Source organism: Nostoc sp. NMS7 (assembly GCF_017115085.1).
Classification (GTDB): domain Bacteria; phylum Cyanobacteriota; class Cyanobacteriia; order Cyanobacteriales; family Nostocaceae; genus Nostoc.
Genome location: NZ_JABXKJ010000089.1, coordinates 1 through 5,700 on the forward strand (window position 1 = coordinate 1; position 5,700 = coordinate 5,700).

Genomic DNA, 5,700 nt, shown 5'->3' on the forward strand with positions numbered 1-5,700 from the left:
TTCATTGGTTTGAGGAGATGATGTCATGTTGACTATTTTAGGCTTTTTAGAGTTAGTGTAATTAAATATGTAAAGTTTTGTATTAGGATTCAACATTTCTGTTTAAGACTATATATGCAATATTGTTAACTTGAATGCAATAATCTACTTTAAATTGATAGATTTGTAGTATTTAGTAAACAATTGGCGATAAATTCAGATTATTCTGTAAAACTGCAATGTTTTTTTTACAGATAGACCAGCTTGTGCAGGGATTTTAGTTTTGTGAAAAAAAGTCTTTTCTAAACTTAAATATGCAGATGAAAACGCCAGAGAGTTACTGATACATCTGGTTATATCTGGATGTCTCGTGATAGAAAACTTTCGAGTGTTAAAGTAATTCAACATTTTTCAGGGCTAGTCATAATTTTTAACTTGACAAATCACTGAAATGTCTGATGGCTTTTCCTAAATTTTTCAAACCAAAAATGTGAGGGGAGTGATAGAAATGTTCAATCGTTCATTTCATAATTTATTCATGGAATCGATGATTTTGAGTGCTACTTTGCTAGCCAGCACATCAGCTTATGCTGAAGACAGGAATTTAGTGGTTGGGAATGGGACTCAAACAAATATATCAACTGCACTCACCAAGCGCAGCCTACGTCCCAATCAAACTCCACCTTTCAAGGACAATTCTTCAGAAACAACCATTGCACAAACGCCTAAAATTCCTGCAATCAATAGTGATGCAAGTTTCCAACAGACAAACACTATGTCTCAAGTAACATCTGTATCTCAGTTTTCTGATGTACAGCCAACTGATTGGGCATTTGGCGCACTCCAGTCTTTAGTTGAGCGTTATGGATGCATTGCAGGCTATCCAAATAGTACTTATCGGGGAAACCGCGCCATTACTCGCTATGAATTTGCAGCAGGCTTAAATGCTTGTTTATCTCGGATAAATGAGCTAATTGCAACAGCTACATCAGACTTAGTTACCAAAGAAGACTTAACTACCTTACAAAGACTGCAAGCAGAATTTAGCCCTGAACTAGCAACTCTACGGGGTCGAGTTGATAATTTAGAAGCTCGGACTGCGGAACTAGAAGCAAATCAGTTTTCAACAACAACCAAACTAGTAGGAGAAGCCGTCTTTGCCGTTACAAATGCCTTCAGTGGCTCAGTTAATGGTAGCAACACAGTTTTTCAAGATAGAGTTCGCCTGAAATTCATAAGTAGTTTTACAGGTAAAGATACTCTCTACGTCCGTTTGACTGGCGGTAATGCTACTACTTTGAAGCTGCCAAATGGTACAGGAGAAGGACTTCAAACCTTTAATCTCTCTCCAGCCAACAACAATGATTTTCTCGATTGGCTCGCTTATTACTTCCCGATTGGAGACAAAATAGACGCTTATGTAGGAGCAGTAAACGGAGTATTTTTTGATTACATTCCCACTCTCAGTCCCTATTTGGATAGTGCCACAGGAGCCGGTCGCGCTCTGACAGAATTTGCTTCTTCCAGCCCGATCTATAGAATTGGTGGTGGTGCTGGTGCAGGAATCAATTACAAATTCAGTGACAAAGTAGTATTGAGCTTGGGTTATTTAGCAGGAGATCATGCCAGCCCTGAGGCAGGTAGCGGTTTATTTAATGGTCAATATGGGGCGATCGCCCAACTAGCATGGAACCCCAACAAGAACTCTGGCATTGGTTTAACCTATGTAAATGCCTACCAAAATCGGGGAGCGATATTTGATATGGGTAGTGGTGGAGCGATCGTTGGAACTGCACAGGCCAATACACCTTTTGATCAAGTAATTACAAACTCTTATGGAGCAGAAGCTTTTTACAAATTCAGTCCTAAAGTTGCAATCAATGGGTTCTTTGGCTACACGAACGCCAAAAATCTGGCAGGTAGTGGCAGTGCAGATATTTGGTACTATGCTTTGGGGTTGGCATTCCCAGATTTAGGTAAAGAAGGTAATCTTGGTGGTATTCTTGTCGGTGCAGAACCTTATCGGGGTGGTAATCCTGCACCTGCAAATGATTTATCCTTACATATTGAAGGCTTTTACAAGTATCGGCTCACAGATAACATTGCCATCACCCCTGGCGTAATTTGGATCACGGCTCCTGGTCAAAACGATGATAATCAGGATGCGGTAATTGGCACCGTGAGAACAACCTTCACCTTTTAGATATTCACCAAAGGTGCAAAGAACAATTCGGTAGCGTCAAAATTTTGGCGTTGCGGAATTGATCTAGTCACACCGCATATATCAACTTTCAGAGGATAGCGATCGCTACAAGAAAAGTCTAATTTATTACTAGCCCTGGCGACTGGAAGTCGCGGCTACACAGACAAAACCCACACTTCGATAAGCTCACTGACCGCCTCTGTGGGTTAAAAACTCTTGATTTTTCGTTAGTCCACGGAGGTGGACTTCTCTGCGAGACGCACTCGCGTTCGTTTGTGTAGTAGCGAATTCTATTCGCCCAATACTTTTCAAACATCCTCTAAAGTCCTTACTCAAAGCGAATAATTCTGGAAAAACGAATGATGATTAGCTTATTAACGCCCTTCACTATTCAAGCTCAGGGGTTGCTGTTGTTCAACTATTGGCGGCACATCCTGCCAAAGGTTCAAACCGTCGTATAATCCTGGAGCCATTAAGAATACTTGAACCCAAAGGATATTAAACCACCAGTAAAGCCCTTGGATAATATTTTCTTGACCTACCAGAGATACTGTCAGCAGGTAAAACAAGACCGAAATTATTAAACTACCAACAGATGCAACTATGCCTTTTCTAGGCTGTGATAGCTGTGTGAAAGGCCACATATTAAATTGCCACAGCAAGCCTAAACCAACTGTTGTCCAAATTGCAGCAAAGGTTGGGCCTGTCGTTGTGGTAAACAAATCCATTCCTAGCTGTTTGAGGAACAATTCTGTAATCAGAGTGAGTAATAAAACAATACCTGTATGCAGTAACCCCAAACGTGGCATTCCTAGTTCCAATTTATTCAAAGGCCAACGTTCAAAGAAACTGCCGAATACTGTCGAACAAGGAAACCAATACCAAGGAATGTAAAAAGGTTGAAGTCCCCACATTTGTGGTAAAAAGGTGAGTGCAGGGGCAATAAAGAAGACGGCAAAAAAGATATTGATCAAGCCGCTTACTGGATTCCATTCGCGTACTTCCTCGGTGGTGACAATCGTGTTGTCAAAGAAGAATAAACTGGCAGCAGCTGTAATGATTGCTGTTTGTCCCCACAAGCCAACAGATGTATCAGTGAGAATTGCTTTTGCAGAGATGAATTTCCAAGATTCTCCAGTAATGTAAACTAACGCCAACAGCACTACTAAATTCACTGTTCCTCGCGATCGCACCCATTGGTGTTGCTCTCTCAAAGGCTAAGTAGTGCGGAATGACGTGTTCTGCCTTCACTTTCACATTTTCGATAATGGTAGTGCCGCTAGCTGTAGTACGCTGTCCGAAGCTCGTCCAGTCATCAAGTAGCGTCAATCCAGGGGCATCTCTTTCGACAAATGCCACTACTGTTTTACCATCTTGATTGCTAGCAATCACCGGAACCCAATCAGCTAGTAATGCCCCGGCGGAGTAATATTTACGTCCGTTGAGTACATAGTCAGAACCATCTGGTTCTAACTTTGTTTGGACATCAGTAACAGACTTAGTGCCAATTTCCGAGAAGGCGTTACCAAAGCGCTTGCCTTGTAGAGCCAAATCAAAGAAGAACTTCTTCTGCTCATCTGTACCATCCAAGCGAACTGCTTCCACCATGTAGAGGTGGTTTTGGGGAATTTGACCGAGGCTAGAATCAGCTTCGGAGATGATTTTAATGACCTCTGCTAAGGTGACACTCGATACAAAAGCCCCACCATACTCTTTGGGGACTGTGATTCCCCACAATCCGCTTTGGGAGAACTTTTGCACTTCCTCAGCAGGCAAACGCCGATTTTGGTCGCGTTCTGAGTCACCTTTGGCAAACTCAGCTGCTAGTTCGTGAGCGATCGCGATCGCTTCTTTGTCATCCTGAATGATATGCGCCTTCTGTTCAGTATCAATTACTGATGTCATAATATAACTCCTTGATTGTGATCAGTATTTAACCAGACAATGATCTAAATACATTGGCTAGTGGTAATTTATAGGGCTGATTGCAATATGCCAATACACAGATTGAATCTGGTAAGATTGTTTGGATGATCAACTTTTTGTAAGAATGGGCTTAACCATTAAACGACTTCCCAAATAAACTACACAACTACTTGCAGAAGTCGTTAACTGTCAAGAATCTACTACACCACAACTAACTCATCAACCTTACGACGATTAGCTTCTAATTCGCGTACAATCGGAATTACTGTCTTACCAAATGCAGGCAAATCATCCGAGTAGTGTAAGAAGCCACCGAGAATTAGATCAACTCCGACTTCATAAAACTGGCGAATCTTGTCAGCTACTTGATCAGCCGTACCAATCAAGCCGGAACGGAAGCCATCGTTATATTGCACCAAGTCTTCAAAATTGGAATTCGCCCACATTCCCTGATGCTCACGAGTAGAAGCTCCTGCCTGTTTCACTGCTTCGCCAAATCCTTTTACCGCCTCCACATCTGCTTGGGCAATAATATCGCGCAATACTTCATGAGCTTCTGCTTCCGTATCTCGCACGATGATAAAGGAATTCAGACCAAACTTAATTTTGCGTCCTTCAAGACTCGCTAATGCAGATACTTCTTCAATCTGCGATCGCACACCTTCTATAGTGTTGCCATTCATAAAATACCAATCAGAGACACGGCCAGCCATGCGCCGGGCTGCTTTCGAGTTACCGCCTTGGAAGATTTCTGGATGCGGTTGGGTAATTGGTTTGGGCTTCACCCAACCACCGTTGATGCGATAAAAGTCGCCCTTAAAGTGAAACTCATCCTCAGTCCACATACCTTTGAGAACACGGATAAATTCTTCGGAACGACGATAGCGTTCGTCATGGTCTAACCAGGGTTCACCATAGATGGTGAATTCATCTTTGAACCAGCCGCTAACCACATTTAGTGCAAATCGACCGTTTGACAGAAAATCAATGCTGGCACCGATTTTAGCAACTACTCCCGGATGCCATAATCCTGGGTGAACTGCTGCAATTAGCTTCAATTTCTTGGTGACAGGAGCTAGGGCTGACACGGTTGTAAGTGCCTCTAGCTGGTACTCAGCGCCATAGCTAGCGATAAATCTGGCTTGTGCTAGAGCATATTCAAACCCAACTTCTTCAGCTGTTTGAGCTAGTTGAGCATTGTATTCGTAAGTCCAATCTGTCCGTTGGGGGATTTTGCTTACTACTAACCCTCCGCTAACGTTGGGAATCCAGTATGCGAACTTAATATCTACCATAATTGTGCGTTTGTAATTGAAACTTCTTGGTTATTTGTCTAAGTTTGCTTGTAATCCAACAAAGCCGAATTTTTGATCACTAACAAATTAGCTAAAACTTGATCGGGCAAAATCTTAGTCAAAATCGAAACCTTGAGAGCGGCTGGAAACTATTCTGAGTTTACAAGTAGACAATCTCAGGATGTGATAGTGGCAATATACCATATCTTGACCGTGCTACCGTACTTATTAATGAATCAGACGTATCCGCTCAATAAGTTGCGGTAAGCAAAAATTATTAGCGATTGTTGAATCAAT

The 5,700-nt window shown here is 42.1% G+C and carries 3 protein-coding genes; 1 reads left to right on the forward strand and 2 read right to left on the reverse strand.

From position 1 onward, the window contains the following. Positions 1-487: 487 nt before the first annotated feature. Positions 488-2,182 (forward strand): iron uptake porin, encoded by a 1,695-nt coding sequence (locus HWQ38_RS09280; RefSeq protein WP_292792520.1) that lies wholly within the window; start codon positions 488-490, stop codon positions 2,180-2,182. 1,092 nt (positions 2,183-3,274) lie between these two features. Here HWQ38_RS09280 and HWQ38_RS09285 read toward each other — a convergent pair. Together HWQ38_RS09285 and sfnG are read right to left on the reverse strand one after the other, a co-directional pair. Then, on the reverse strand, positions 3,275-4,087 hold the full coding sequence (locus tag HWQ38_RS09285; RefSeq protein ID WP_292792522.1) for an acyl-CoA dehydrogenase family protein: 813 nt from the start codon (positions 4,085-4,087) through the stop codon (positions 3,275-3,277). A 221-nt stretch (positions 4,088-4,308) separates the two neighbouring features. Next, positions 4,309-5,403 carry a dimethylsulfone monooxygenase SfnG gene (gene sfnG, locus HWQ38_RS09290; protein ID WP_292792524.1) on the reverse strand — a complete coding sequence of 365 codons (1,095 nt, stop codon included), beginning with the start codon at positions 5,401-5,403 and terminating at the stop codon, positions 4,309-4,311. Positions 5,404-5,700 lie beyond the last annotated feature (297 nt).